We start from the raw sequence: 24472 nt of genomic DNA on the forward strand, positions 1-24472 counted from the left end.
GGGCCTCTGCTAGAAACGACTCCTGGGTTTCACCTGCGCCCCCGTCACCTCTTCACGACGCGAAGGGCGTTCCATGACCCAGTCCTCCACCGAGCCGCGCTCCCGTTGGTCCGCGTGGGCGGTCCACGGCGACGGCCGGTCCATCCGCCCCGGCGACGTGGTCCACCCCGGCGAACGCCTCTCCTGGCCGCGAACCCTCGGCGTCGGCGTGCAGCACGTCGTGGCGATGTTCGGCGCCACCTTCACGGTGCCGCTGATCACCGGATTCCCGCCCGCCACCACGCTCTTCTTCTCCGGGCTCGGCACGCTGCTGTTCCTGCTGATCACCGGCAACCGGCTGCCCTCGTACCTCGGCTCGTCCTTCGCCTTCATCGCGCCGGTGCTGGCGGCGAAGGCCGGCGGGGACATCGGCCCGGCGCTCGGCGGCATCGTCGTCGCCGGCGCGGCGCTGGCCGTCGTCGGGCTGGTCGTCCAGCTCGCCGGGTCGCGCTGGATCGACGCGCTGATGCCACCCGTGGTCACCGGGGCGATCGTCGCGCTGATTGGCCTGAACCTCGCCCCGGTGGCCTGGGACGGCGACGGCAGCGGCACCGGCGTGAAGGCGCAGCCGCTGATCGCGGTGGTGACCCTGGCCGCGATCCTGCTCGCCACGGTGGCGTTCCGGGGCTTCCTGGCCCGGCTGTCCATCCTGCTCGGGGTGGGGGTCGGCTGGGCCCTCGCCGCCGCGCTCGGCGACCTGGATCCGAAGGCGGTCGACGGGCTGCGCGACGCCGCCTGGGTCGGCCTGCCCGAGTTCCACGCGCCGAGCTTCAGCCTGCGCGCGGTCGTGCTGGTGATCCCGGTGATCCTGGTGCTGATCGCCGAGAACGCCGGGCACGTCAAGGCGGTCGCCGCGATGACCGGCCGCAACCTGGACCGGGACATGGGCCGGGCGTTCATGGGCGACGGGTTGGCCACGATGCTCGCCGGCTCCGGCGGCGGCTCCGGCACCACCACGTACGCGGAGAACATCGGCGTGATGGCCGCGACGCGGGTCTACTCCACCGCCGCGTACTGGATCGCCGGCCTGACGGCGGTCCTGCTGGGGCTGAGCCCGAAGTTCGGGGCGCTGATCCTCACCGTGCCGGCCGGCGTGCTCGGCGGCGCCACCACCGCCCTGTACGGCCTGATCGCCATCCTCGGCGCGCGGATCTGGATCGAGAGCCGGGTGGACTTCCACGACCCGGTGAACCTCATGACCGCCGCCGTCGCGGTGATCGTCGGCGCGGCCAACTACACCCTCACCGCCGGCGACCTCTCGTTCAACGGCATCGCACTGGGCACCGCCGCCGCCCTGATCGTCTACCACGGCATGCGCCTGGTCGCCCACCTGCGCGGCACCACCCCCACCCCAGCACCCTGACCCCGCCGCCTGTCCCGCCCCGGCCCCTGCTCCGTCGATCATGAAGTTGACCGACGGGAACCGGACATTCCACACCGCTGACCTCATGATCAACGGGCAGGGGGCGGGACAGGCGGCGGGGCGGGGCAGGGGGTGGGTGGACACGGAAAGGGGGCCGGCCGCAGTGCAGCCGGCCCCTTCCGTGGGCGGTCAGTCGCGGTCGATCTGGTGGCCGACGACCGTGGGGCCCAGCATCACGGCGAAGCCGGAGCCGTCGCGGCGCGGGTCCGCCGCCGGCAGTTCCACCGGCTCGCCGGTCGCCGTGGCGCCGACCGGCCGGGGCCCGACCCAGGCGACGGCCACGTCCGTCTCACCCTTGAGGAAGCGATGGGCGCGCACGCCGCCGGTCGCCCGCCCCTTCGCCGGGTACGCCTCGAATGGCGTGACCTTCACCGTGGCGCCCGTGGAGGTGACCACCATCGGCTCGCCGTGACCCGGGTCGTCGGTGCGTACGGCGCCGAAGAACACCACGCGGGAACCGGCGGGCAGGTTGATGCCCGACATGCCGCCGCCCTTGATCCCCTGCGGCCGGACGAGTCCGGCGGCGAAGCGCAGCAGCGACGCCTCCGAGGTGACGAAGGTCAGCGTCTCCGCGCCGTCGGTGAGCCAGGTCGCCCCGACCACCTCGTCGCCCTCCCGCAGGCCGATCACCTCGAACTCGTCGGAGCGCACGGGCCACTCCGGCGCGCAGACCTTGACCACGCCCTGCCGGGTGCCCAGGGCCAGGCCCGGGGATCCCTCCGCGGTGGGCCCCAGCGGTGCCAGCCCGACCACGGTCTCCCCCGGCTCCAGCGGCACCACCTCGGCGGCGGCCATCCCGCCGCGCAGTGAGACCGTGCCCGCCTGCTCGGGCAGGACCGGCAGCGGCAACACGTCGACCTTGAACGCCCGGCCGGCGCTGGTCACCAGCAGCACCCGCCCCCGGGCGGTGGAGTGCACGACGGCGCGTACGGCATCGTGCTTGACCCGGCCGTGCCGCCGGCGGCCCTCGGAGGCCTCCTCCGACTCGGCCGCCGTCCGGGCGACCAGCCCCGTCGCGGAGAGGATCACCTGGCAGGGATCGTCGGCCACCTCGAGCGGGCCGGCCGGCGCGGACGCGGCCAGCACCTCCTTGAGGTCGCCGTCGACGAGCGTGGTGCGCCGCGGCGCACCGAACTGCTTGACCACCGCCGCCAGCTCGTCGGAGACGACCTTCTTCAGCACCTTGGGGTCGTCGAGGATGGTGGAGAGCTCGGCGATCTCCTTGCGCAGCTTCTCCTGCTCGGCCTCCAGCTCGATGCGGTCGTACTTGGTCAGCCGGCGCAGCGGGGTATCCAGGATGTAGGTGGCCTGGATCTCGGAGAGCCGGAACTTCTGCATCAGGCCGTCCTTGGCGGCCTGGGCGTCCTCGCTGGCCCGGATGAGCTTGACCACCTTGTCGATGTCGAGCAGGGCGATCAGCAGGCCGTCGACCAGGTGCAGCCGCTCCTCGCGCTTGCGGCGGCGGTAGGAGCTGCGCCGGGTCACCACCTCGTAGCGGTGGGCCAGGAAGACCTCCAGCAGCGCCTTCAGCCCGAGGGTCCGCGGCTGCCCGTCGACCAGCACCAGGTTGTTGACGCCGAACGACTGCTCCAGCGGGGTGAGCCGGTAGAGGTCGGCGAGCAGCGCCTGCGGGTTGACCCCGACCTTGCACTCGACCACGAGGCGGGTGCCGCTCTCCCGGTCGGTGAGGTCCTTGACGTCGGCGATGCCGGTGAGCCGCTTGGTCTTGTTGACCTCGTTGGTGATGGCCGCGATGACCTTCTCCGCGCCGATGCCGTACGGCAGCTCCACGACGGTGATGGCCTGCCGGCCCCGGCTGCCCTCCAGCGGACCGATCTCGACCTTGCCCCGCATCCGGACGACCCCGCGCCCGGTCTCGTAGGCCCGCCGCACCTCGTCGAGCCCGAGCAGCAGGCCGCCGGTGGGCAGGTCCGGACCGGGGACGAACTCCATCAGCTTGTCGAGCGTGGCGTCCGGGTGGTTGATCAGCCACCGGGCGGCGGAGACGACCTCGCCGAGGTTGTGCGGGATCATGTTGGTCGCCATGCCGACCGCGATGCCCGAGGCGCCGTTGACCAGCAGGTTGGGGAACGCGGCGGGCAGCACCGTGGGCTGGGTCAGCGAGCCGTCGTAGTTGGGCTCGACGTCGACCGTGTCCTCGCCCAGCTCGCCGACGAGCAGCATCGCCTCCCGCGACATCCGCGCCTCGGTGTATCTCGAGGCCGCCGGCCCGTCGTCCGGGCTGCCAAAATTTCCATGCCCGTCGATGAGCGGCGCGTTCAACGAGAAGCTCTGCGCCAGCCGCACCATCGCGTCGTAGATGGCCGTGTCGCCGTGCGGATGATACTTGCCCATCACGTCGCCGACGATGCGCGCGGACTTCACGTGCCCCCGGTCGGGGCGGTGCCCCTGCTCGTACATCGACCAGAGGATGCGCCGGTGCACCGGCTTGAGGCCGTCGCGGGCGTCGGGCAGGGCCCGCGAGTGGATCACCGAGAAGGCGTACTCCAGGTAGGAGTCGGAGACCTCGGTGACCAGCGGGTTGTCGAAGACCCGCGCGCCGGCCTGGTCGAAGGCGGACAGGTCCACCTTGGCGCGGTCGTCCTTACGGCGTGCCATGGTTCAGCTTCCCTCTCGGCGGGCGGTGCTCATGCGTCGATCGCCTCGCGGTCGACGCGGTCGGCGGAGTCGATCAGCCAGTTGCGACGCGGCTCGACCTTCTCCCCCATCAGCAGTTCGAGGATCCGCTCGGCGGCGTCGACGTCGTCGAGGGTGATCCGGCGGACGGCCCGGGTGGCCGGGTTCATCGTCGTCTCCCACAACTCGTCGGCGTCCATCTCGCCGAGACCCTTGAAGCGCGGGATCGGGGTGACGATCTGCTTGCCGGACTTCTCCAGCTTGCGGACCGTCGCCTCCATCTCCGCCTGCGTGTAGGTGTAGATGGTCTGCGGGTTGCGCCCCCTGGTGGTGATCTTGTGAAGGGGCGGCATGGCCGCGTAGAGGCGGCCGGCCTCGATCAGCGGCCGCATGTAGCGGGCGAAGAGCGTGATCAGCAGGGTGCGGATGTGCGCGCCGTCCACGTCGGCGTCCGCCATGATCAGCACCCGGCCGTAGCGCATGGCCGACAGGTCGAACGTGCGGCCGGAGCCCGCGCCGAGCACCTGCACGATGGCGGCGCACTCGGCGTTGTCGAGCACCTGCTGGAGGTTGGCCTTCTGCACGTTGAGGATCTTGCCGCGAATCGGAAGAAGCGCCTGATATTCGGCAGATCGGGCAAGTCGCCCTGTTCCGAGGGCGCTGTCGCCCTCCACGATGAACAGCTCGCTACGCTCGATGCCCGCCGCGCGGCAGTCGACCAGCTTCGGCGGCATCGACGCGCCCTCCAGGGCGGTCTTGCGCCGGGCGGCGTCCTTCTGCTGCTTCTGGGTCAGCCGCACGCGCGCCGCGTCGACGACCTTCTGCAGGACCGTGCGCGCCTCGGCCTTGGTCCGGCGGTCCTCCAGCCAGGCCTTCAGGTGCTGCTCCACCAGCGTCTGGATCACCTTGGTGATGCCCGCGGTGGAGAGCTCGTCCTTGGTCTGCGAGGTGAACTGCGGCTCGGGGATCCGCACGTGCACGACGGCCGTCATGCCCTCCAGGACGTCGTCCAGGGTGGGCGGATCCTCCTTGGCCTTGAGCAGGCCACGGGTGTTGCGGACGGCGTCGGCGAGGGTACGCGCCAGACCCCGCTCGAAGCCCTTGCGGTGGGTGCCACCGTGGGCGTTGCGGATGGTGTTGGTGAAGCACTCGACGGTGCGCTCGTAGCCGGTGCCCCAGCGGAAGGCCACCTCGACCTCGGCCCGACGCTGCACGTTGGACTGCATGACGCCGTTGGCGTCGGCGGCGTTCTCGCGGTAGGTGCCCTCGCCGGTGACCATCAGCATGCCCGAGACGGGCCGGTCGCCGGCCGGCGCGAGGAACTCCACCATGTCGGTCAGGCCGTTGGGGTAGTGGAAGCTCTCCTCGGTCGGCTCCTCGCCGGTGTGGTCGCGCAGCGTGTAGCTGACGCCCGGCACCAGGAACGCGGTGTTGCGCAACTTCATCCGCACCGCGTCGGCGTCCAGCGTGGCGCCGGTCTCGAAGTAGCGCGTGTCGTGCCACCAGCGGATCGACGTGCCGGTGCGCTGGCCGCGCTTCATCGCGCCGACGATCTGCAGCCCGGGCCCCGGGGTGAACGCGGCGTCGGGCCCGTCGCCGTCGAAGACCCCGGGCACGCCGTGCCGGAAGGACATCGCGTGGACCTTGCCACCCCGACGCACGGTGACGTCGAAGCGGCGGGACAGCGCGTTGACCGCCGAGGCGCCGACGCCGTGCAGACCGCCGGAGGTCTTGTAGCCGGAGCCGCCGAACTTGCCGCCGGCGTGCAGCCGGGTGAGCACCAGCTCGACGCCGGAGATGCCGGACTTGGCGTGCACGTCGGTGGGGATGCCCCGCCCGTCGTCGTCGACCTGGACCGAGCCGTCGGCGTGCAGCGTCACCTCCACCTTCGTGGCGTGGCCGGCGACGCCCTCGTCCGTGGAGTTGTCGAGGATCTCGTTGACGAGGTGACCCACGCCACGACTGTCGGTGGAGCCGATGTACATGCCGGGCCGCTTCCGGACGGCGTCCAGCCCCTCGAGGTGCGTGAGGTCGTCGGCCCCGTACAGGGTCTCAGGGTCTGCGGTCAACTGGTCGTACTCCCAGGTCTCGGCGATGTGGTGCCGCGTCCGACGTCGCGGGTCGGCCGGCGCGCCGCAGCGAGCCTAACCGGGAGATGCGACAGGACGACGGCGCCCCGCAGCGAGGCACGCGGCTGGTGGCGGGGCGGGTCCGGGCGGCGGGGTCGCGCGCTCCGTCCGGTTCCGGCGTATCGGAGCCACCGTGACCGGTTTGCGAACGAGCCGGCGACGGGTGGGTCCAGCCGTGACAACAACGGTGCCCCGGCCGGCCTTCCCGGCGCGGCCCGCCGGGGCGAACGTGTCCGCCGTCGAAAGATTCTGTTACCGGTCCATTGACGCCCGTCGCGTCCGGATGATGTGATCTCGCTCTCAGAGGATCTTTCATATTTCGATGGACAGATGGAGGACGTGATGTCCAGGTTCCGTCGTACCGCGCTCGCGGCGGCGCTCACCGTGGCCACCGCCACACTGTCGACCGCCGTCGGGCTGTCCGCCCCGGCCTCGGCAGCCCCGCCCACCGCCGCGGTGGCGCTCGGCGACAGCTTCATCAGCGGCGAGGGCGCCGGGGCGTACACCCCGGTCGCCGACGTCAACGGGGTCGCCCAGGGCTTCCCGGGTTGGACCGCGGCGAACAGCAACGCGTTCTTCTGCCACCGCTCGGCGAACGCCTCGCTGCACCGGGCCAACCTGCCGGGCATCCAGGACCGGTTCAACCTCGCCTGCTCCGGCGGCCAGCCGCACGACATCGCCGCCGCCTCCTCGGCCCGGGCCAACGGCCGCCAGGTGGCCGCCCAGCTCGACCAGCTCCGCGCCGTCGGCCGGACCCACGACATCGACCTGGTGCTGCTCGGGCTCGGCTCGAACAACAGCTCGTTCACCTTCGGCAGCGTCGCGGAGAAGTGCGCGAACCGGTTCATCGCCGACGCCTGGACCGGCTGGTGGGAGTTCTGGGCCTACCTGGGCGGACCGGTGGAGCAGAAGCCCTGCACCGACGCCGACCTGGCCACCGCCGCCCAGTGGAGCGCCGCGACCGCGGAGACCACCTCGGCCGTACGCCAGCTGCTCACCACGCTGCGCGAGATCGACGCCGACGGCCAGCACCGGATCGTCCTGCAGGACTACACCAACCCGCTGCCGTTCGACCTCGAGCCGCGCTTCCACGAGGAGGACAGCAGGGACGACACCCGGGACAAGTTCCGCGCGCTGGGCGCCGAGCGGTACGCGGCCGGCTGCCCGATCCACCGGGCCAGCCTGCTACCGGGACACCGCTTCTCGCAGGGGCTGGGCACGATGGTGAAGTCCACGCGGGACACCCTGGCCGCGGAGTTCCCCGGCGCGGACCTGGTCTACCTCAACGTGCAGCGGGCCTTCGACGGTGCCCGGCTGTGCGAGTCCGGCACGAGCCCCACCGGAGCCCTCGCCACCCCGATCCGCCTGCAGGACAGCCCGCCGAACGGCGTCTTCGTCACCAGCCTCTCCGGCAAGGACAAGATCGCCATCCAGCGGATCGCGAACACCTGCGTGAGCTACTTCCAGACCTGCCAGGAGTCGTGGCACCCGAACGCCGCCGGTCACCAGGTGCTCGGGCAGTGCCTGACGGGCGCGGCCACCACGGGTGCGCGCTCCGTGGCCTGCGTCCGCGCCGGGGACGGCTCGATCACGGTCTCCTGACCACGACACCTCCCGGAACCGGAACCCCGTGCCGCTCGGCGCGGGGTTCCGTGCTCCGGGGACGGGTCAGTCGCGGGTGGCTGCGCCCAGCACGTGCGGGGCGGCCGGGGCCGGGAGCGCGCTGTCGGGGAAGCGGAACGCGTCCAGCTCGGTGACGGTGAAGCCCGCCGCCCGGATCGCGGCCACCGTGTCGCGGCCGGCGTGGCAGCCGCCGCAGAGCAGCGGCCACACGGTCGCGTCGACCAGCCGCTGGACGCGGCGCAGGCCGGGGGTCTGCGCGCGTACGTGCTCGAAGAATCGCACCTGCCCGCCGGGCCGCAGCACCCGGCGGGCCTCGCGCAGCGCGGCGGCCTGGTCGGCCACCGAGCAGAGCACCAGGGACAGCACCACCGCGTCGGCGTCGCCGTCGGGCGCCGGCAGCGCCTCGGCGAGGCCGTCGACCACCTCGACGGGTACGGGCGCGTCGGCCGCCGCCACCAGCGCCGCCGCCCGCAGGCGGGGTTCCGGCTCGACCGCCAGCACCCGCTCGACGGTGCCCGGGTAGTGCGCGAAGGTGCGGCCGTTGCCGGCACCGACCTCGACCACCCGGCCCGCGAGGCCGGCCACGAGCCGGCGGCGGTGGGCGGCCGCGCCGGCGGCGTCCATCGCCACGCTCGCCCGCGCGAACACCCGCGCGAACACCGGGCGGGAGACCGCACCACGGGACATCGTCGCTCCTCAGACCGGATCGGGTACGGCCCGCCGGCCGACCGGGGACGACGGCGCGACCGACAGAGGTGGCTCCCCGGGCGACGGCGCGACAGGCGTCGGCGCCGGGCGGGGGCGGGGCAGGCCGAGGGCGAGCAGCACCGGGCCGGTCGGCCCGTCGACGAGACCGCCGAGGGTCACGCCGTCCAGTACGGCGAGGAAGGCGTCGCGGGCCCGGCGCAGCTCGCCGCGCAGCCGGCAGGCCGCGCGCAGCGAGCACGCCGGCTCGTCGCAGGACACCACCTCGTCGTCGCCCTCGAAGGCCCGCACCACGTGCCCGACCGTGGTGTCCCCGCCGTCCTCGGCGAAGGCCACCCCGCCGGAGCGGCCCCGGATGGTGACGAGCACGCCGAGCCGCTGCAACCGCTGCACGACCTTGGCGACGTGGTTGCGGGGCAGGTCGAGCTGGTCGGACAGCTCGTCCACGGTCATCCGTCGCGGGTTCGCGGCGGCGAGCATGGCGATACGCAGCGCCATGTCGGTGGACCGGTTGAGCTTCACGTCTCGACCCTAGCCACCGCGGTCGAGCCCCCACCACGGTCGACCGGGCCCGGGATGTGATCCGGACGACCCCCGACCCGGGACCTTCGGCCCTGAAGAGGTATCTCGAATACCTGTTTTGCTGTCCGGGTTCGAGCGGTTCACCTCAGAAGGAGACAGTCGTGCTCTCGGAGTCCTCAGCAGCAGTGGTGACGGCGACCCTGCCCGCCGTGCAGGCGCACGGCGAGGCGATCACCGGCCGGTTCTACCAGCGGATGTTCGACGCGCACCCCGAACTGCTCGACATCTTCAACCGCAGCAACCAGGCCACCGGCACCCAGAAGGCCGCGCTCGCGGCCGCCGTGGTCGCGTACGCGGAACACCTGACCGGCGGCAGCCACGCGCCGTGGGGGCCGATCCTGGACCGCATCGCGCACAAGCACGCCTCGCTCGGCATCACCGCCACCCAGTACACGATCGTCGGCCGGCACCTGCTCGCCGCCGTCGGCGAGGTGCTCGGCGACGCCGTCACCGCCGAGGTGGCGGCGGCCTGGGACGAGGTCTACTGGCTGCTGGCCTGTGAGCTGATCGCCCGGGAGGCCCGCCTCTACACCGTGGCCGGGCTGGCCGAGGGCGAGCCCGTGTGGCGCGACTGGCGGGTCACCGCCCGGACCAGCGAGGCGCTGGACGTCGTGTCGTTCACCCTGGTCCCGGCCGACGGCGGCCCGGTGCCCACCTTCGTCCCGGGCCAGTACACCTCCGTCGCCGTCGACCTGGACGGCGGGCGCGGTCAGCAGATCCGCCAGTACAGCCTCTCCGGCTGCCCCGGCGCCGAGCACTGGCGGATCACCGTCAAGCGCGTACGCGGCGTCGGCGGCGCCCCCGACGGCATGGTCTCGACCTTCCTGCACGAGCGCGTGGGCGTCGACGACGTCCTCCGGCTCAGCCCGGCGTTCGGCGAGGTCAGCGCGGTGGCCGGAGAGGGCCCGCTGCTGCTGGTCAGCGCGGGCATCGGCCTGACCCCGGCGATGGCCGCGCTGGAGCACCTGGCCGCCACCGAGCCGCAGCGCCCGGTGGTGCTGGTGCACGCCGACCGGGCCGGCGCGGCGCACGCGTTCCGCGGCGAACTGCCGCGCCTGCACGCCGCGCTGCCCAACCTGCGCACCGCCCTCTGGTACGAGGACCTCACCGACGGCGAGCTGGCCGGGGTGACCGCCGAGGTCATCGCGGGGCGGGTCGACCCGGCACTGATCCCGCTCTCCCCCGACGCCCACGTGCACCTGTGCGGGCCGTTGCCGTTCATGAACACCGTCCGGGGCGGCCTGCTGCGCCGTGGGGTGCCCGTGGAGCGGATCGCCTACGAGGTCTTCGGGCCGGGCATGCTCCACGACGACCGGTCCTGACCGACTATCGTCGGCCGGTCACGGGCGGTGGGGCGGTTCGCCCCGCCGCCCGTCGGCGTCTCCACACCCGACGGAGAGTCCCCCACGACGAGCCGGGCGGGCGGCGGTTAGGAGGGGAGGTCCAGGGTAGGGACTCCTGCGGCGGGGTCCGCCAGGCGGCGAGGAGACGCCCCGGGGCTCGACCGGGTCCCCGCCGACGGGCCGGCCGATGGAGGAAGCACATGCGTATCGCGATGATCTCGGAGCACGCCAGTCCGCTCGCCGTCGGAGGGGCGGAGGAATCCGGCGGTCAGCACACGCACGTGGCGGAACTCGCCGCCGCTCTGGTGGGCGAGGGGCACGACGTGCGCGTCTACACCCGGCGCGACTCCACCGCCCCGCCCGACTCCGTGCTCACCTCCGACGGCTACCAGGTGTGCCACGTGCCGGCCGGGCCGGCGCTGCGGGTGCCGGGGGACGAGCTGCTGCCGCACCTGGGCGAGTTCGGTCGCTGGCTGGCCGGCCAGTGGCGCGACGGCGACTGGGTGCCGGACGTGGCGCACGCCCACTACTGGACGAGCGGACTGGCCACCCTGCACGCCGGCCGGCGTACCGGGGTGCCGGTGGTGCTGACGTACCACAGCCTCGGCTCCGTCAAGCGGCATACGAAGGGCGACCGGGACACCAGCCCACCAGGCCGGGTGGGCTACGAGCGGGCCCTGGGCCGGGCCGCGGACCGGGTCATCGTGCAGTGCCAGGACGAGGTGGGCGAGCTGGTGCGCCTCGGCGTGCCCCGGTCCCGGATGACGCTGGTCCCCGCCGGGGTCAACCAGGAACTGTTCCGGCCCGAGGGGCCCGTCGCCCCGCGCGACCCGGCCCGTCACCGGATCATCACCGTGGGGCGGCTGGTGGAACGCAAGGGCATCCAGGACGTCGTACGCGCCCTGCCGGCCGTCCCGGACGCCGAGTGCGTGGTGGTGGGCGGACCGCCCGCGAAGCTGCTGCCGGCGGACGGCTTCGCCCGCCGCCTCCGCGCGCTCGCCGAGTCCTGCGGCGTCGCCGACCGGGTGAAGCTGCTGGGCGGGCTGCCCCGGGAGGAGCTGGCCCCGTGGTACCGCTCGGCGGACCTGCTGGTGGCCGCCCCCTGGTACGAGCCGTTCGGGCTCACCCCGTTGGAGAGCATGGCGTGCGGGGTGCCGGTCGTCGGCACGAACGTCGGCGGGATCGCCGACAGCGTGGTCGACGGCCTGACCGGCGACCTCGTGCCGCCGCGTGACCCCCGGATCCTCGGTTCCACGGTCCGCCGGCTCCTCGCCGACAAGGTCCGTCGTTTCACGTACGCGACGGCGGCGCTGGACAGGATCCGCAACCGGTACTCGTGGAAGCGCTGCGCCGAGCAGCTGAGCGCGGTCTACGCCACGGTCAGCACGGTCGGCCGCCCCGCTCCGGCGGTGGCGTGACGCGGACGACCCAGGGGCGTCACGCGGACGACCCAGGGGTGTCACGCGGGCGATCCGACGCGCGTGACGCCCACCACCCGGTGGTTACCCGTCGGTAGCCTCGGGCCGTAGCCTGGGGCGGTGAACGCGACGGGGGAATACCGGCAGGAGTTCGTCGAGGTCGACGGGGCCCGCATCGGGCTACAGGTGTATCCCGATCCGGACGGCGTCACGGACGCCCCGCTGGTGCTGATCACGCCCGCCATGGGGGTCCGGGCGCGCTACTACCGCCCGTTCGCCGCCGCGCTGCGGGCCGCCGGCCTGGCCGTGGCCGTGGCCGACCTGCGCGGCACCGGGGAGAGCACCCCGAAGCCGAGCCGCGCCTGCCGGTACGGCTACGCGGAGCTGACCGCCGACGTGGGCGCCGCGCTGGGGGCGCTCAAGGCCCGGCGGGACGGGCGCAGGACGCTGCTGCTCGGGCACTCCCTCGGCGGGCAGGCCGCCCTGCTGCATCTCGCCGTGCACGGCGGGCATGACGTCGACGGGCTGGCGCTGGTCGCCGTCGGCGTGCCGTGGTGGCGCAGCTACCCGGGCCTGCGCGGGTACGGCGTCCTGCCGTACACCCAGGGGATCGCGGCGACCGCCCGGCTGCTCGGCGTCTGGCCGGGCTGGGGCTTCGGCGGCCGGCAGGCGCGCGGCGTCATCCGGGACTGGGCGCACACGGCGCGGACCGGGCGCTTCCCGCACCTGGACGGGGTGGACGCCGAGGCGGCCGTGCGGGCGCTGCGCACCCCTGTGCTCGCGGTCAGCGTCGACGACGACCAGTACACCCCGCACGAGACCCTCGACCACCTGTGCGCGAAGCTGGCCGCGGCGCCCGTCGCCCGCGAGCGCTACACGGCGGCGCAGGCCGGTGCCCGGATGGACCACTTCACCTGGGTACGCGCGAGCGGGCCGCTGGCGGCCCGGGTGGCCCGCTTCGCGGCGGACCTGCCGGCCCGCTGACCGCCCTCAACCGACCCGCAGCACCAGCAGGGCGACGTCGTCGTCCGGCGCGGCGGTGAGCCCGGCGAGCAGCGCGTCGCAGAACGCCTCCAACGGCAGGTGGCACAGCCGTCCGGCCGCCGCCCGCAGACGTTCGATGCCGGCGTCGATGGGCAGGTCGCGGCGCTCGACCAGCCCGTCGGTGTAGAGCACCAGGGTCGCGCCCGGTTCGAGGTCGGTCTCGTGGTCGCGGCGCGGCAGCGGCCCGACACCGAGCAGCGGGTCCGGGTCGGTGACCAGCAGCCGCGCGGTGCCGTCCGGGTGCACGAGCACCGGCGGCGGATGGCCGGCGTTGCACCAGGTGAGGTGCGCCGAACGCGGGTCGCCTGCGGCGCCCGGAACGCGCACGTGCCCCACCATGGCCGAGGCGAACGTCGACACACCCAGCCCGCGCAGGGCCCGTTCGAGTCCGGCGAAGATGGCCGCCGGCGGCTCACCCAGCACGTACGCGACGCCGCGCAGCGTGCTGCGGATCTGGGCCATCGCGGCCATCGCGGCGCGGTCGTGCCCGGTGACGTCGCCGATCACGACGGTGGTGGCCCCGTCGGCGGCGGGGAACGCGTCGTACCAGTCCCCGCCGACCTGCTCGTGCTGCACCGCCGGGTGGTACCGCACCGCGATGTCGAGGCCTGCCACCGGCGGCGGGTCGGAGAGCAGGCTGCGTTGCAGCGTCTCCGAGGTCCGCCGCTGTTCCCCGTGCACCCGGATCCGGTCGAGCGTCTGCGCGCACTGCGCCGCGAACGCGCCCAGCACCTCCACCTCGCGCCGCTCGAACGGGTGCGGCGCGCGCCAGCCGACGGTCAGGGCGCCGAGCAGCCGCTCCCCCACCCGCAGCGGCAGTGAGGCCCACGCCTCCAGTCCCGTGGTGTCGACGACCTCCGCCATCTCCGGCGCGAAGTCCAGCGCGGCGGCCCGGTCGGGCAGGAAGACCGTGCGACCCGTGTACGCCGAGACGCTGGACGGCAGCGGACCGGTCAGCGGCAGCTCGGCGTAGCGGGCGCGGGCGCCGCCGCCGAGGCTGTCCGTCAACGTCAACCGCAGCAGGTCGGTGTCGTCGCGCACGGCGACGGCGCCGCCGTCGGCGCCGAGCGCCCCGAGTCCCCGGTCGACGACCACCTCGGTCAACTCGGCGACGCTCTCGCAGCCGGCGAGGTCGGCGGCCAGGTCGACCAGGGTGGCGAGGCGGCGGTTTGCCACCGCCTGTGCCTCCAGCGCGCCGCGCAGTTCCTGCGCGCGGGCGTACAGGTCGGCCTCGGCCGCCTCCATGCGCCGCCGGAAGCTCTCGCCGCGGGCCTGTTCGTCCCTGGTCCGCTGCCGTTGCCGGACGAAGTCCGTGACGTCCTCGGGCCGGTGCAGCAGCAGCACGACGCGCCCGTGGTCGTCGAGGATCGGCACGTTCATCGGGCTCCAGTACCGCCGCACGAAGCCGCCGGCGCCGTCGGGGATGTCGTAGCGCTGCAACGCCATCGTGTCCGCCCGCCCCGTCTCCCGCGCCCGCAGCAGGGAGGCCCGCAGGTTCGGCACCCCGGTGCCCTCCGGGTCGTCCGGGTTCGCTGGGAACGCGGCGAACACCTCCCGCCCGAGCAACTCCTCCCGGGTACGGGCGGTGGCGCGCAGGTACGCCTCGTTGACCTCGACGATCACCAGGTCCGGATCGAGCACCAGGTACGGCGACGGCGCGGCGTCGAAGATCCGCACGTGGTCCACCGCCGCCGGTCCGCCCGACCGGTCCCGCCCGTCGCCCACGTCCCTCGCTCCCGACCTCGCCCGTCCCCGTACGCCCGTCCCGGGCGGCCTTCCGCCGCCCGGGACGCCGCTGATCATTCGTCGGTGTCGACGGGCACCATCTCGCCGTCGCGCTCCACGCGGGTCTCGCCGCGCTCGGCCGGCGGCGGCACCTGGGCCGTGGTCTTGCGCGGATCGTTGTCCGGGTGCATCAGCACCGCGTCGGTCGACGCGGTCTTCTCCCGGCTCTCCTCCGGCTGCGACATCGGCTACCCCTCTCGTCGGGTCGTCCGATGACCTACCCGCCACCGGCCCCGCCGACTCCTCCCGGCCCCGTCCCGTCGTCGACCGGGTACGGACGCCGGGCCCGGTATCTGCGCTGCCGGGGCGTATCAGCAGGTGACGGGCGGGATTAGCCGACCGGGCGGCGGGTATGCCGCACCGCCCGACACGGTGGAAGGGGATCAGATGTCCGAACGACACACCGCACTGCGCTCGATGCACGATCTGGGCCTGGCGGCCTGGTTCGGGGGCTCCCTGATGGGAGCGTTCGGGGTCAACGGCGCGGCGGCACAGATGAACGACTCGACCCAGCGGTTGCCGATGGCCTCGGCCGGCTGGGCCCGGTGGACCCCGGTGAACGCCGCGGCGATCGGCGCCCACCTGGCGGGGGCCGTCGGGGAACTGGTGACGGAGAGCCCTCGGGTGGCCGCCCAGGCGGGAGTGGCCCGGGCCAGCACGCTGAAGACGGCGTTGACGGTCGGCGCGCTGGCGGTGACCGGCTACAGCCGGCTGCTCGGCATGAAGCTGGAGAAGGCCGGCGGGCCGGCGGTCGAGGGGGTCACCGAGCCGAACTCGCACACGCCGTCGAACGTGGCGTCGTGTCAGCGGCAGATGCGGATGCTCCAGTGGGCCATCCCGGCGATGACCGGGGCGCTCATCGTGATGACCGCGTACATGGGCGAGCAGCAGAAGCCCGGCGAGGTGTTCCGGGGGATGCTCGGGCGCGTCGGCGGGATGCGGAACGCCCCGAAGGGGATGGGCGCGCTCATGGCCATGGGCGCGGCCAACAAGAAGCGGATGGCGAAGTCCGGCCGCTGCTGACCGGCGTACGCCGAGGGGCGTCCCGCCGACTCCTCGGCGGCGGGGCGCCACTCCGTGTCTCCTCCGCCCGCCGGGATCCGGCGCCGGGAGGCATGACCGCCCCGGCGACGGGGATTCGGAGCCCCTACCGGCGGACCGAGTAGCGAGGTGGCCATGACGGCAGGAGACGGACGCGGCGGGGACGGACGCCCACCGGAGGCGACCACGCCCTGGGTGACCAGGGACGGGCTGGACGCGGAGCCGCCGTGGGGCACCGGCGGGCACGACCCCATGGACGAGGGCAGCGAGGAGACCGCCGTACCGGAGGGGCGGCGCGGGGAGCGGCGGGCCGGTGAGCCGGCGGGAGCGTCCGGGCCGGCCGGGCGGCACGGTTTCGGCCCGGTCGAGCCGACGTCCACGCGGCCGGCAGGCCCCGGCGCGCCGCCGGACCCGGCGCCGGCCCGCCGGTCCTTTCCCGACGCCGCCGACGTCGAGCCCCGGACGGAGGACGCGTTGCGGGCCCGGGGCCGACGGTCGTGACGGGTACGGACCCGGGCGCGGCGTGCCGGATCACCCGGCGCGGGCGTCCGGCGGTCAGCCGCGTTCCGCGACGCGGAGCAGCCGGAGTTGGCCGATCTCGGCAGCGTTCTTCATCAGCTCGGCGTTGACCCAGGCGAGCATGTGCCCGACCGTGTGCCCGGCGTCCTCCTGCCACGGGAACGACGCGGGGGCGTCGAGGTCGGCGTCGGTGAGCCGGTCGAGCTGACCGAGCCACTCGGCGCGCAGCCCCCGCAGCCAGGCGATCGTCGGCCCGCCCGGGCCCGGCCATCCGACGTCGGTGCGCTGCCGCGGTGGCCGTCCCCCGAGATGGTCCATGGCCACGGTCCACCACCAGCCCATGTGCCACGACAGCCAGCCGATCGTCGGAACCGGCACGGGATCGGGTTCGGTGTCCGCCCAGTCGGGGGTCCACCCGCCGGCAGGGCCGGGACGCATCGTCCAGCAGCGCGCCGCCGGTTCCCAGAGGAAGTCCGCCGCCTCGAGGCGTTCAAGGTGGTATTCGAACAGCGACCAGGTCAGGTCGAACTGCCAGCGCAGGAGCGCACGGGAGGTTGCCGCCATCGGGCGATCATGCTCGAGGTCGGCGGCCCGGTCGACGCAATAAGGCCGCGTGCCGGGCCCCTCCCGGCGGTCGGCTCAGCCGCCGGCGGTGTCCTCCCCGGCGACCTCGGTGGGGTCGTCCGCCACCGGATGGCCGGTGTCGTCCACCAGGCCGGGCGCCATGCTTCCGCCGTGCGCGTCCTGCGCCTGCCGGGTCTCGCGCGCCGCCGCGTCCTGCGGTACGCCCGGCGTCGCGTCCTCGCCGTGTTCCTGCCGCCGCTCACCCATCACCGCGTCCCCTTCCGTCGCTCACGCCCCGGGCGGTACCCGGGCGGCCGGTGGGAAAACCTCCCGCCGACGCCCGCCCGGGCCGGACGACACGTGGCGCGGCGTGCTCAGGAGGAGGAGCCGGCTGCGGCCCGCTCCGCCCGACCACGACCCGCCGGCCGCACGCCCAGCAGCTCGGCGAGCCGGGCGGCGTCGCGTTGGGCCTGGTCCTCGCAGCAGTTGTTGAACAGCGCGTGCAGCTCCTGCGCCTGCCCGGCCAGCTCGACCAGCAGCTCCGACCAGCGGCGCAGCTCCTCGTCGCCGTACGCGTAGCGGAACTTCTCCTGCTTGTCCCCGGTCTCCCAGGCGGTGCTGTGCCCGTGGAACCGCACGACCGCCAGCTCCGCCGTGGCGAAGAGGATGGGCGGCACCGACGACGGGTGCCCCTGCGGCATGTCGACGCAGACGAACGACAGGTCCCGCTCCCGCAGGAACGCGAGCGTGTCCAGCACCGCGGTGCCGTCGAACCAGGACCCGTGGCGCAGCTCGACGGCGACCCGCCACGGCCGGCACCGCTCCGCCAGTTCGGCGATGCGCCGCTCGGCGGCGGCTCCCCGGGCCAGCCACGGTGGAAACTGGAGCAGGACCGCGCCGAGCCGGTCGGCCGCCGCGATCGGGTCCAGCGCCGCCCGGAACCGGTCCCACAGCTCGTCGTACGCGGCAGCCGGCAGGTCGCGGCGGCGGATTCGACTCGGGCCGCCGGCCGGACGCAGGTCGCGCGGCAACGCCGCCACCGGTGTGGGGTGGCCGGTGAAGAGGCTGAATGCCTTGACGTCGAAGGTGAAGCCCTCGGGCGTGGCGTCGACCCAGCCCTGCGTCGTCTCCGGCACGGGGACCGCGTAGTAGGAGGTGTCCACCTCGACCATCGGGAAGTGCCCGGCGTAGAAGTCGAGCCGGCCGGCCGGGGTGTTCGCCGCGCGGGGATACCAGCCCGAGCGCAGCAGCATCCGGTCCGCCCAGGAGGACGTGCCCACCTTGATCACACCCATGTGGTTCAGTGCACCCCGGAGCGGACGAAACGGCAACCGGTGGCGGAAACCCGGCGGGGGCGTTCCTGTCGGTGGGCGGTCCTAGGCTCAGCCGCGTTCCGAAGGATCCCAGGAGGGAGCGTGGCGATGTCCACGACCGATCAGTTGACCGGTGAGCGGGCCGACCTGATGCAGACGCTGCGCCTGCATCGCGGCTTCCTGCGGCAGACCGTCGAGGGCCTGACCGACGAGCAGGCCGCCGCGCGCAGCACCGTCAGCGAGCTGTGCCCCGGCGGTCTGATCAAGCACGTGACACAGGTCGAGCAGCGGTGGATGCGGTTCGCCGTCGGCGGTGCCGACGCGATGAACAGCGAGCCGCTCGACTGGGTCGGCCAGTTCCGCATGGACGAGGGCGAGACGCTGGCGGGGCTGCTCGACGACTACGCCCGGGTGGCCGCCGCGACCGACGAGTTGGTCGGCACCCTCGACCTCGACGCCAACCACCCGCTGCCGCAGGCCCCCTGGTTCCAGCCCGGCGCGAGCTGGTCCGTCCGCCGCGTCCTGCTGCATCTCGTCGCCGAGACGTCCCAGCACGCGGGGCACGCCGACATCCTGCGCGAGGCGATCGACGGCGCCAAGACGATGGGCTGAGCCAGGCCCCGGTCCCCGATCCGGCCTTTGTCGGCCGTCACACCCCGACCCGTGTGACGGTCCGGCGGCCTGTGGCGCTGAGGGACACGAGATGAAATCACATCGGATGGACCAGGAGACCGTCGAGCGGCTGCTCGGCGGTCCGGTCCTCGACCCGCAGGACGGCCCACGTCCCGTCGCCTCGCTGTTGACCGCGGTGCGCGCCGCACCCCACCCCCGGGAGCTGGCCGGCGAGGAGGCCGCCGTCCGGGCCTACCGGCTGGTCCGGGCCGGGCACCCTCCCGAGCTGCCGCAGCGACGCCGCCCCGCCCTCGCGGGCTTCGGCGTGCGCGCCGCACTCGCCGGTGCGGCGCTCGCGCTCACGGGCGGGGTGGCCCTCGCCGCCACCGGGGGCACCCTGCCCCACCCGTTGAGGGCTCCGGCGCCCACCACCGCGGCTGTCCAGCCTGCCCCCGACCGGGACGCCTCCCGCACGGCGGCTCCCGACCCTTCGCGGGCGCCGACGGGCGGGGTGGACGGCCGGCCGGAACCCGACGCGGCCGTACGGGAGTCCTGCCGGGCATACCGGGCCGACGGCGACGACGGCCCGGGCGGCGCGCTCGACGACGCCGCCTTCGCCAACCTGATCCGCGCCGCCGGTGGCCGCGAGAAGGTGGCCGGCTACTGCGAGCGGGTGCTGGCTGACGAGCCGCGGAGCCCCGACCCGGCCGGCAGCCCGTCCGGTCGGCCCGGCGCCGAGCCGACCGGGCCACCGGGAGCGGGACCGACCGGGCGCCCCGGAGCCGACCCGACGGCCCGCCCCGGAGTGGGACCGACCACCCGCCCGGGCACGGAGCCGACCACCCGCCCGGGCACGGAGCCGACCACCCGCCCGGGCACGGAGCCGACCGCCCGGCGCTCGGGGCCGTCCACGTTGTCACCGTCGGAGGCGGCCACCCGGACGACCCACCCCCGGCCCGCCGTGGCCCCCGCCCTCGACGGGGTGGCCTCCCCCTGAGCCGCCCGCCCTCGGCGGACCGACCTCCCCCTGAGCCGCCCGCCCTCGGCGACCCGGGCGCCCCCGCCGACGACCGCGTTCCCGGGTCACCCGGAGGGGGTGAGCCGACCCGCCGCGGGACCCGTTTGGCCGGTCGCTGAACGGGCAGCCGGCAGTCGGACCGGAAGCGGGAGAACAGGAGGCGTCTGATGCGCGCACTGCGGTTGCCGGGCTGGAAGTCCGAGCCCGAGTTGGTCGAGGTCGACGAGCCGACCCCCGGCCCGGGTCAGGTGGTGGTGAAGATCGGCGGTGCCGGGGCCTGCCACTCCGACCTGCACCTGATGCACGACTTCGAGGCCGGCGCGGTGCCCTGGAACCCGCCGTTCACCCTCGGCCACGAGAACGCCGGCTGGGTGCACGCGCTGGGCGACGGGGTCACCGGGCTGACGGTGGGCCAGCCGGTGGCCGTGTACGGGCCGTGGGGCTGCGGCACGTGCACCCGCTGCCGGGTGGGCGTCGACCCGTACTGCGAGAACGTCGCCGAGGCTCCGGTGCCCGGCGGGGGCGGCGGCCTCGGCCTGGACGGCGGCATGGCCGAGTACCTGCTGGTGCCGCAGGCCCGGCAGGTGGTGCCGCTGCCCGACGGGCTCGACCCCGTGCTGGCGGCGCCGCTGACCGACGCGGGGCTCACCCCGTACCACGCGATCCGCCGTTCCTGGGCGAAGCTCGGCCCGACCAGCACCGCCGTGGTGATCGGCGTGGGTGGGCTCGGGCACGTCGGCGTGCAGATCCTCAAGGCCACCACCGCGGCGCGGGTGATCGCGGTGGACACCCGCGAGGAGGCGCTGCGGCTCGGCGAGGAGTGCGGCGCCGATCTGACCATGCTCTCCGGCGCGGACACCGCCCAGGAGATCCGCCAGGCCACCGGCGGCCGGGGCGCCGACGTGATCCTGGACTTCGTCGGCGCCGACCCCACCCTCGCGCTCGGCGCCGCCGCCGCCCGCACCGTCGGCGACCTCACCATCGTCGGCATCGGCGGCGGCACCCTGCCGGTGGGCTTCTTCTCGGTGCCGTACGAGGTGAGCATCCAGACCACGTACTGGGGCAGCCGGCCGGAACTCATCGAGGTGCTCGAACTGGGCGCCCGGGGCCTGGTGAAGCCGAAGGCCACCACCTTCTCGCTGGACGAGGCGGTCGACGCGTACCGGAAGATGGCCGACGGCACGCTGGAGGGCCGGGCCGTCGTCGTGCCGTGACCACCGCGACCCTAGAGTGATCATGTGGTCGCGGCGCTGGAGCTCTACCTGGACACCGACGCCACCCGACGGATCCGGGTGCTCTGGGACGCGCTGGAGTCCGAGGGCGTGCAGAGCATGCGGTCGCTGCTGGAGCAGCGTCACCGGCCGCACGTCTCGCTCGCCGTCGCGCCCCGCTTCGATCCGGAGCGGGTCGCGGCGGCGCTGCGCGGGACGGTGGTGGCCGCGCCGCTGCGGCTGAGCTTCGAACACGCCGGGCAGTTCGTCGGCCGGGTCCTGTGGCTGGGCCCGACCCCCACCGTCGAGCTGCTCGCGCACCACGCGCGGGTGCACGGCCGGCTCGCCGAGGCCGGCATCCCGCTGGTCGAGCACTACCAGCCGGGGCGTTGGGTGCCGCACTGCACGCTGTCGATGCGGGTGCCGAACGTCCTGATGGCCGCCGCCGTACGCCGCTGCCTGGAGGTCCTGCCGCTGGAGGCGACCGTGGTCGGCGCCGCCCTCACCGACCACGCCCGGGGCATCTCCCACCCGCTGCCGTAGCCGGGCCGCCCCGATGCCACCGACGTCGTCGCCGTCGGTGGCATCCGCACGAGCCGGACCGACCGGCCGCTTGTCCGCGTCACGCCCGGGGGTGGATCCTGTAGGGAATCGACAGAAACGAATCTTTGGAGGTTCGATGCGTCGTTTCCCGCTCGCCCTGCTCCTGCTCGCCGCGCTGCTGCTCGGCCTGTCGGCGCCCGCCCACGCCGCCCCCACCCCCACCCCCGCCGACGCCGACGCCGACCGCGCCGCGACCGCGCTCGCGCAGATCCGCACCACCGGCACCGCCTGGGGCATCGACCCCGCGACCGGCCGGATGACCCTGACCGTCGACGACACCGTCTCCGCCCGGGACGTGGCCGCGCTGCGGGCGACCGCCGCCCGGGCCGGTGCGGTGCTCCGGCACGAGCCGGGTGAGCTGCGGCTGCTCATCGCCGGCGGTCAGGCGATCTACGGCGGCGGCGGCCGGTGCTCCCTCGGCGCCAACGTCCGCAGCGGCAGCACCTACTACTTCGTCACCGCCGGGCACTGCACCGCCGCCGGCGCGACCTGGTACGCCAACAGCGCGCAGACCACCGTGCTCGGCAGCCGGGTGGGCAGCAGCTTCCCCGGCAACGACTACGGGCTGGTCCGCTACACGAGCCTGGTCGCCCACCCCAGCGCCGTCTACACGTACCCCGGCCTCGTCACGATCAACGGTGCCGGCAACGCCTACGTCGGCCAGACGGTCTGCCGCAGCGGCTCCACGACCGGCGTCCGCTGCGGCACGGTCACCGGCCTCAACGTGACCGTGAACTTCGCCGACGGCGCCGTCACCGGGCTGATCCGGACCAACATCTGCGCCGAGCCGGGCGACAGCGGCGGGCCGCTCTACGTCCCCGGCACCGGCGTCGTCCTCGGCATCCTCTCCGGCGGCAGCGGCAACTGCACGACCGGCGGCACCACGTACTACCAGCCGATCGTCGAGATCCTGGCCGCGTACGGCGTGACGATTCCCTGAGCCGGCACGCGCCCGGCCCGACCCGTACGACGGGCCGGGCCGGGCGCGGCGGGGTCAGCCCTTGCGGCCGGTGGTGGCGATGCCCTCGACGAAGTGCCGCTGGGCGAGGAAGAACAGCACCAGCATCGGCACGGTCGCGATGACGCTGCCCGCAAGCACGATCTCCCACTGCTGCTCGCCGCCGTAGCCGAAGCGGTCCAGCACCACCTTGAGCCCGCGCGGGAGGGTGTACAGCTCCTCGTCGCGCAGGTAGATCAGCGGCTTCATCAGGTCCGTCCAGCTCGCCTTGAACTCGAAGATGAAGGCCACCAGCAGGGCGGGCCGGATCAGCGGGAAGGCCAGCTTCCAGAACAGCTGCGGGTAGCTGGCCCCGTCGACCCGGGCCGCCTCGAAGTACTCGCGCGGCAGCGAGAGCAGGAACTGCCGCAGCAGGAAGATGTAGAACGCCGAGCCGAACAGGTTGCCCGCCCACAGCGGCACCTGCGTGCCGGTCAGCCGCAGTTCCGTCCAGATCAGGTACGTCGGGATCATGGTCACCGCGAACGGCAGCATCATCGTCGCGAGCACCAGACCGAACAGGACATCGCGCCCCGGGAACCGGAAGTACGCGAAGCCGAACGCCACCCACGCGCTGGACAGGGTCACCGCGAGCGCCGCCGCCGTGCCCACCACCACGCTGTTGAACAGCCAGGTGACCATCGGCACCGCCTGCCACGCGTCGGCGTAGTTCTCCGGCGCGAACGGGGTGGGCAGGAACCCGCCGGAGAAGACGTACTCGCGGGGCCGCAGCGAGGCGCCGATCAGCCAGACGAACGGCAGCATGAACACCACGGCGGCGCCGACGAGCGCGACCACGAACAGCACCCGCTGCCACAGCGGGCGACCGCTCTCCTCGGCCGCCGCCCGCCGGTCGGCGCCTCCCGGCGCGCTCGCGGGTACGGGCGCGGCGACGGCCCGCTCCACCGTGGCCGTCACGGCTGGTCCCCCTCGTAGTACACGAACCGGTTGCCGAGCTTCACCTGCACCAGCGTGATGATCAGGATGATCACGAAGAGCAGCCAGGCCATCGCCGAGGCGAAGCCCATGTGCAGGAACTGGAACGCCTCCTGGAACAGGTGGATCACGTAGAACGACGCGGCGTCGCTGTTGAACGATCCCTGCGTCTGCCGGTTGCCGAAGTACATGGTGTAGACCTCGGTGAACATCTGAAGCGACGAGATGGTGTTGACGATCAGCGTGAAGAACAGCGCTCCCGAGATCATCGGCAGCGTCACGTGCCGGAACCGGGCCCAGCCGCCGGCGCCGTCGATGCTCGCCGCCTCGTACAGGTCGCGCGGCACGTTCTGCAGGGCGGCCAGATAGATGATCACGGTGGAGCCGAGGCTCCACAGGCCCATCAGGACGATGCCGGGCATCACCCAGTCCGGGTCGGTGGTCCAGCTCGGGCCGTCGATCCCGACCAGGGCGAGGCCGCGGTTGATCAGGCCGTCCTGGGTGTTGAGCAGGAGCAGGAACAGGATGCCCACGGCCACCGCCGGGGTCATCACCGGCAGGTAGAAGACGGTACGGAAGAAGCCCTGCAACCGCCCCACCCGCTTGAGCAGCAGCGCCAGCCCCAGCGAGATCGCCATCACCAGCGGCACGTGCAGGAGCGTGTAGTACACGGTGTTGCCCAGGCTGCGCGCCACCATCGGGTCGGCCATCAGCTCCCGGTAGTTGTCCAGGCCCGTGTACCGGGGGGCGTTGATGGCGTCGTACTCGGTGAGGCTCAGCCAGGCGCTGGCGATCATCGGCCCGGCGTTGAAGATCAAAAACCCGACGATCCACGGCGCCAGGAAGAGGTACGCCCAGCGCGCCTCCCGCCGGGCCAGCGGCGTACGACGCCGCCGGCCCGTGGGAGCGGGGACGGTGGTGGTGGCCATC

23 protein-coding genes are annotated in these 24472 nt (G+C 73.8%); 12 read left to right on the forward strand and 11 right to left on the reverse strand.

Features of this window, described 5'->3' with window-relative positions; translation table 11 throughout:
- The first annotated feature begins 73 nt into the window (after positions 1-73).
- Positions 74-1402: a uracil-xanthine permease family protein gene (locus GA0070610_RS18425; RefSeq protein WP_089001192.1), complete on the forward strand. Its 1329-nt coding sequence runs from the start codon at positions 74-76 to the stop codon at positions 1400-1402.
- 189 nt (positions 1403-1591) lie between these two features.
- Here the strand turns inward: GA0070610_RS18425 and GA0070610_RS18430 are convergent, their stop codons facing one another.
- Entirely contained in the window at positions 1592-4081 is a 2490-nt protein-coding gene (locus GA0070610_RS18430; protein ID WP_089001193.1) for a DNA gyrase/topoisomerase IV subunit A, read from the reverse strand.
- A gap of 29 nt (positions 4082-4110) precedes the next feature.
- Positions 4111-6195 carry a DNA gyrase/topoisomerase IV subunit B gene (locus GA0070610_RS18435; protein WP_172896690.1) on the reverse strand — a complete coding sequence of 695 codons (2085 nt, stop codon included), beginning with the start codon at positions 6193-6195 and terminating at the stop codon, positions 4111-4113.
- A gap of 375 nt (positions 6196-6570) precedes the next feature.
- On the opposite strand from GA0070610_RS18435, the gene GA0070610_RS18440 reads away from it, so the two are divergent.
- On the forward strand, positions 6571-7830 hold the full coding sequence (locus tag GA0070610_RS18440; RefSeq protein ID WP_089003592.1) for an SGNH/GDSL hydrolase family protein: 1260 nt from the start codon (positions 6571-6573) through the stop codon (positions 7828-7830).
- A 66-nt stretch (positions 7831-7896) separates the two neighbouring features.
- Here the strand turns inward: GA0070610_RS18440 and GA0070610_RS18445 are convergent, their stop codons facing one another.
- Both GA0070610_RS18445 and GA0070610_RS18450 read right to left on the reverse strand, forming a co-directional pair.
- Positions 7897-8538 (reverse strand): class I SAM-dependent methyltransferase, encoded by a 642-nt coding sequence (locus tag GA0070610_RS18445; RefSeq protein WP_089001195.1) that lies wholly within the window; start codon positions 8536-8538, stop codon positions 7897-7899.
- Between the two features lie 9 nt (positions 8539-8547).
- Positions 8548-9078, reverse strand: a complete 531-nt coding sequence (locus GA0070610_RS18450; protein WP_089001196.1) for an RrF2 family transcriptional regulator — start codon at positions 9076-9078, stop codon at positions 8548-8550.
- A gap of 113 nt (positions 9079-9191) precedes the next feature.
- On the opposite strand from GA0070610_RS18450, the gene GA0070610_RS18455 reads away from it, so the two are divergent.
- The 3 genes from GA0070610_RS18455 to GA0070610_RS18465 all read left to right on the forward strand — a co-directional run bounded on the left by GA0070610_RS18455 (position 9192) and on the right by GA0070610_RS18465 (position 12883).
- Complete coding sequence (locus GA0070610_RS18455; RefSeq protein WP_357661616.1) at positions 9192-10460, forward strand: globin domain-containing protein; 1269 nt, start codon at positions 9192-9194, stop codon at positions 10458-10460.
- A gap of 221 nt (positions 10461-10681) precedes the next feature.
- Positions 10682-11899: a glycosyltransferase gene (locus tag GA0070610_RS18460; protein WP_089001198.1), complete on the forward strand. Its 1218-nt coding sequence runs from the start codon at positions 10682-10684 to the stop codon at positions 11897-11899.
- 120 nt (positions 11900-12019) lie between these two features.
- Positions 12020-12883, forward strand: coding sequence for an alpha/beta hydrolase family protein (locus GA0070610_RS18465; RefSeq protein WP_089001199.1), 864 nt, complete (start codon positions 12020-12022; stop codon positions 12881-12883).
- Positions 12884-12889: 6 nt separating this feature from the next.
- On the opposite strand, the gene GA0070610_RS18470 is transcribed toward GA0070610_RS18465, so the two are convergent.
- Both GA0070610_RS18470 and GA0070610_RS30940 read right to left on the reverse strand, forming a co-directional pair.
- On the reverse strand, positions 12890-14668 hold the full coding sequence (locus GA0070610_RS18470) for a SpoIIE family protein phosphatase (protein WP_172896548.1): 1779 nt from the start codon (positions 14666-14668) through the stop codon (positions 12890-12892).
- Between the two features lie 74 nt (positions 14669-14742).
- Positions 14743-14913 carry a hypothetical protein gene (locus GA0070610_RS30940; RefSeq protein ID WP_172896549.1) on the reverse strand — a complete coding sequence of 57 codons (171 nt, stop codon included), beginning with the start codon at positions 14911-14913 and terminating at the stop codon, positions 14743-14745.
- A 202-nt stretch (positions 14914-15115) separates the two neighbouring features.
- Between GA0070610_RS30940 and GA0070610_RS18475 the strand changes: the two genes are divergently transcribed.
- On the forward strand, positions 15116-15751 hold the full coding sequence (locus GA0070610_RS18475; protein WP_089001201.1) for a hypothetical protein: 636 nt from the start codon (positions 15116-15118) through the stop codon (positions 15749-15751).
- 153 nt (positions 15752-15904) lie between these two features.
- Positions 15905-16270, forward strand: coding sequence for a hypothetical protein (locus GA0070610_RS18480; RefSeq protein ID WP_089003593.1), 366 nt, complete (start codon positions 15905-15907; stop codon positions 16268-16270).
- 54 nt (positions 16271-16324) lie between these two features.
- Here GA0070610_RS18480 and GA0070610_RS18485 read toward each other — a convergent pair whose 3' ends face one another.
- The 3 genes from GA0070610_RS18485 to GA0070610_RS18495 form a co-directional block, all read right to left on the reverse strand.
- Positions 16325-16852, reverse strand: coding sequence for a DinB family protein (locus GA0070610_RS18485; RefSeq protein ID WP_089001202.1), 528 nt, complete (start codon positions 16850-16852; stop codon positions 16325-16327).
- 75 nt (positions 16853-16927) lie between these two features.
- Positions 16928-17119 carry a GTPase activator gene (locus GA0070610_RS18490; protein WP_157747181.1) on the reverse strand — a complete coding sequence of 64 codons (192 nt, stop codon included), beginning with the start codon at positions 17117-17119 and terminating at the stop codon, positions 16928-16930.
- A 107-nt stretch (positions 17120-17226) separates the two neighbouring features.
- Positions 17227-18147, reverse strand: a complete 921-nt coding sequence (locus GA0070610_RS18495; protein WP_089001203.1) for a DUF72 domain-containing protein — start codon at positions 18145-18147, stop codon at positions 17227-17229.
- Positions 18148-18273: 126 nt separating this feature from the next.
- On the opposite strand from GA0070610_RS18495, the gene GA0070610_RS18500 reads away from it, so the two are divergent.
- From GA0070610_RS18500 to GA0070610_RS18520, 5 genes are all read left to right on the forward strand, one after another.
- The gene (locus tag GA0070610_RS18500; RefSeq protein WP_089001204.1) at positions 18274-18777 is read left to right on the forward strand and encodes a DinB family protein; all 504 of its coding nucleotides are present in this window, start codon (positions 18274-18276) and stop codon (positions 18775-18777) included.
- A gap of 106 nt (positions 18778-18883) precedes the next feature.
- A complete protein-coding gene (locus GA0070610_RS18505) occupies positions 18884-19774 on the forward strand; it encodes a hypothetical protein (RefSeq protein WP_089001205.1) in 891 nt (296 codons plus the stop codon).
- A 188-nt stretch (positions 19775-19962) separates the two neighbouring features.
- On the forward strand, positions 19963-21009 hold the full coding sequence (locus GA0070610_RS18510; protein ID WP_089001206.1) for an NAD(P)-dependent alcohol dehydrogenase: 1047 nt from the start codon (positions 19963-19965) through the stop codon (positions 21007-21009).
- A gap of 24 nt (positions 21010-21033) precedes the next feature.
- Entirely contained in the window at positions 21034-21549 is a 516-nt protein-coding gene (locus tag GA0070610_RS18515; RefSeq protein WP_089001207.1) for a 2'-5' RNA ligase family protein, read from the forward strand.
- 136 nt (positions 21550-21685) lie between these two features.
- Positions 21686-22549, forward strand: a complete 864-nt coding sequence (locus GA0070610_RS18520) for a S1 family peptidase (protein ID WP_089001208.1) — start codon at positions 21686-21688, stop codon at positions 22547-22549.
- Positions 22550-22603: 54 nt separating this feature from the next.
- On the opposite strand, the gene GA0070610_RS18525 is transcribed toward GA0070610_RS18520, so the two are convergent.
- Both GA0070610_RS18525 and GA0070610_RS18530 read right to left on the reverse strand, forming a co-directional pair.
- Entirely contained in the window at positions 22604-23524 is a 921-nt protein-coding gene (locus GA0070610_RS18525) for a carbohydrate ABC transporter permease (protein WP_089001209.1), read from the reverse strand.
- Positions 23521-24471, reverse strand: coding sequence for a carbohydrate ABC transporter permease (locus GA0070610_RS18530; protein ID WP_089001210.1), 951 nt, complete (start codon positions 24469-24471; stop codon positions 23521-23523). Before GA0070610_RS18530 ends, GA0070610_RS18525 begins: the two co-directional genes overlap by 4 nt.
- Position 24472: the final 1 nt, after the last annotated feature.

The sequence above is a fragment of the Micromonospora echinofusca genome (genome assembly GCF_900091445.1).
Classification (GTDB): domain Bacteria; phylum Actinomycetota; class Actinomycetes; order Mycobacteriales; family Micromonosporaceae; genus Micromonospora; species Micromonospora echinofusca.